This is a genomic window from Accumulibacter sp. (assembly GCF_031732815.1).
Classification (GTDB): Bacteria; Pseudomonadota; Gammaproteobacteria; order Burkholderiales; family Rhodocyclaceae; genus Accumulibacter.
This window is the reverse complement of sequence record NZ_JAVMKF010000306.1, coordinates 10156-12895: the sequence shown is the minus strand read 5'-3', so window position 1 is coordinate 12895 and position 2740 is coordinate 10156. Positions and strand designations below refer to the sequence as shown.

Here is a 2740-nt window from a genome sequence, read left to right as displayed (position 1 = left end):
CCGGCGTCCGGCAAGTCCTTGAGGACGAGCGGCAGTCCGGCAGCAACCAGCGTGACGCGCTGGCAGACTTGCGCGACGCGCTGGTTGAGTCGGCCCTGCTCGTCGGCGAAGCAACGTGCCAGCGGATGCAGCGGCACGATTCCCCAGCCGACCTCGTTCGAGACCAGCGTCACTCGCCCGGGCAACTCGCGCAGGGCAGCGATCAAGGCGGCGGTGGCGCCGGTCAGCAACGGGCAGTCGATCGCCTCGCCGGCCTCGGCCTGCACTGCCGCGCGGCCGGCGAAGAGCAGGTTGGAGAGCCAGAGCGTCAGGCAATCGACGATCAGGCAGACGTCGTCCGCCGCCTGTGCGCGCAGGGCGGCCGGCAGTTCGAGCGGCGCCTCGACCAGCGTCCAGTCGGCCGGTCGCCGCGCGCGGTGAGCGGCGACGCGGCGCGCCATTTCGTCGTCACGCGCTTCGGCGGTCGCGACGTAGACCACGCGCTGGCCGCCGCTCTGCGCTTCGCGCGCACGCGCTTCGGCCAGCGCGCTCTTACCCGAGCGCGCACCGCCGATGATCAGTTCGTTCATTCTGGTTGCGCTCGCCGCTGACGGCCTTGACGGTGACGCGCCGAACACCCCGGCCACGTGATGCTGATTTGCAGGCGCTCCCGCGTACGCTCAGCGAGCATGGCGCTGCACGCCGGTGGCTCCGGCGAGCAGCAGGAGGTCGGCGCCGCGCCGGGCAAACAGCCCGTTGGCGACGACGCCGGCGATCTGGTTGATCGTTTCTTCAAGCCGCACCGGATCGGTGATCACCAGGCCATGCACATCGAGGATCAGATTGCCATTGTCGGTCAGGTAACCGGCGCGCAGCTCGGGCGTCCCACCGAGCTTCGCCAGCTCGCGCGCGACGTGCGCACGCGCCATCGGAATCACTTCGACCGGCAAGGGGAAACCACCGAGCAAGGTGACGCGCTTCGAGGCATCGCAAACGCAAACGAAGGTGTCGGCCACTGCGGCGACGATCTTTTCGCGCGTCAGCGCGCCACCGCCGCCCTTGATCATGGCCAGGCCAGCGTCGATCTCGTCGGCCCCATCGACATAGATCGGCAGCGGCAGGCCGCGCTCGACGACCTCGTTCAGTTCGAGCACCGGGATCGCCTGCGCGACCAGGCGTGCGCGCGTCGCTTCCGAACTTGCCACCGCGCCACCCAGGCGATGGCGGATTGCGCCCAGCGCGTCGATGAAGAAGTTCGCCGTCGAACCGGTACCGACGCCGAGAATCGCGCCCGCCGGCAGATGTTCGGCGACATGGTCGCGTGCCGCCTCGGCAACCGCCCGCTTCAGTTCGTCCTGCGTCTTGCTCATGGCAAAGTCCCAAAGTCCCAAAAAAGTCCCAAAGCGCCGAAGGCCTTGTCCTGACAGCGCGCTCGCGCCGGATCGGCGACTGGCCAGCCAGACATCGCACTGCCGGCCGGCAGCCGAATCACGGCCGCTTGTCGACCACGCTGGCGGTGACGGCCGCCAGGCGCGCCAGGTCGCCGGCCATCACCTCGCGGTAGTTCTTCGCGGCAACCACCAGATAGTTGTTCGTTGCCGACGACTCGGACGATCCGAGCACGGCGCCGAGCACCTTCAGCGCAGCACTTCCGGCGGCTTCGGCCGACGACATGGCGATCGGTTCGACGCGCTCGGCAATTGCTCCGGGCAGCGCGAGCGGGCGCACGATGTCGAAGATCGCGCCGCCGCCGTCTTCGGTCATCAGGCGCATCTGGCCGCTGACCGAGGACACGATGCGCGGCTTCACGCTGGCGCTGATCTGGTAACCGCCTGCCGCCCAGCGGTCGGTTTCCTTGTCGAAAGCGGCGAAGTTCAGCGTCAGGTCAGCAATGACGACCGGCATCTTCAGGTAGTAGGCGAAGTTGCGCATGGTGAAGCCGCCGATCGCGCCAGTTCCCTGCGCGTAGACCGAGGTGACGCTGCCCGAGGCGGCAAGCGCTTTCGTTTCGGCGACGGCCTGCCGGTAGTCCGGGTTGTCGAGCAGCTTTTCCTGGGCAACGACTTCGTAGCCCTGCGCCGCCAGCCTGGCGCGCAGCGCCTGATGGAAACCGTTGGTCAGCGCGACCATCGTCTCCTGCTCGACGCCCTGCAGTTTAAGGTTGACCGACTGCGACACCGTCGCCTTGCCCATGAACTGCTTGGCCGTCGCGGTATCGCCGGTGTCGGTGATGAAATTCAGGCGCACCGTGCCAATCGCGATCTGTTTCGCGGCACCGGAATAGGTCTTCGAAACATGGCGCAGCAGCGCGCCGTCGTCGATCATTTGCCGGAAGACTTCGGCCGGCACGCTATCCTCCTTGAGGACGACAGGTTGCGGGCCGGAGCCGGGTGAATCGAACAGGCCGGCGTGTGCATGCAGCGCACTGCAGACGAGTATGCCGGCGACCAACCGGGGCCAGAGCGGGGAGCGGGGTTTCATGTCGGGGGACCCTTTCGTTGTTTTTGTGTGCTGCCTGTTGTTGGAAATGCGCCGACGGTGAACACCGGGCAGGCCGATCGTAGCATGATCGCCGGCAGGCCGTCGCCGGTCAGACTGTTGCAGATTGTTTCGCCGGTGGTGTTTGGCTGACCCCGGTGCGGCGCTCGCTCGCCGCGAGCTTGGCTATACTAACGGGTCATGGCCAAGACCACCTCCCGTCGCACGGCGCTGCCGCCCGGCACGATTCTCCGCTTCTGCCTCGCGCTACTCGCCGTCGTTG

Annotated in this window: 3 protein-coding genes; all 3 read right to left on the bottom strand. The window is 67.4% G+C overall.

Going from position 1 to position 2740, the window contains the following annotated elements; translation table 11 throughout:
- Positions 1 to 569, bottom strand: a 569-nt coding sequence (cobU, locus tag RKP46_RS18405; protein WP_311107975.1) for a bifunctional adenosylcobinamide kinase/adenosylcobinamide-phosphate guanylyltransferase, incomplete at its 3' end; no start/stop codon positions are given.
- 90 nt (positions 570 to 659) lie between these two features.
- Positions 660 to 1349 (bottom strand): ribose-5-phosphate isomerase RpiA, encoded by a 690-nt coding sequence (gene rpiA / locus RKP46_RS18400; RefSeq protein ID WP_311107974.1) that lies wholly within the window; start codon positions 1347 to 1349, stop codon positions 660 to 662.
- A 118-nt stretch (positions 1350 to 1467) separates the two neighbouring features.
- The gene (locus RKP46_RS18395) at positions 1468 to 2460 is read right to left on the bottom strand and encodes a hypothetical protein (RefSeq protein ID WP_311107973.1); all 993 of its coding nucleotides are present in this window, start codon (positions 2458 to 2460) and stop codon (positions 1468 to 1470) included.
- Between the last annotated feature and the right edge of the window lie 280 nt (positions 2461 to 2740).

Excerpts from the sequence above, each read along its gene's own strand:
- rpiA (WP_311107974.1), bottom strand. The coding sequence starts at position 1,349 with ATGAGCAAGACGCAGGACGAACTGAAGCGGGCGGTTGCCGAGGCGGCA.
- RKP46_RS18395 (WP_311107973.1), bottom strand. The coding sequence starts at position 2,460 with ATGAAACCCCGCTCCCCGCTCTGGCCCCGGTTGGTCGCCGGCATACTC.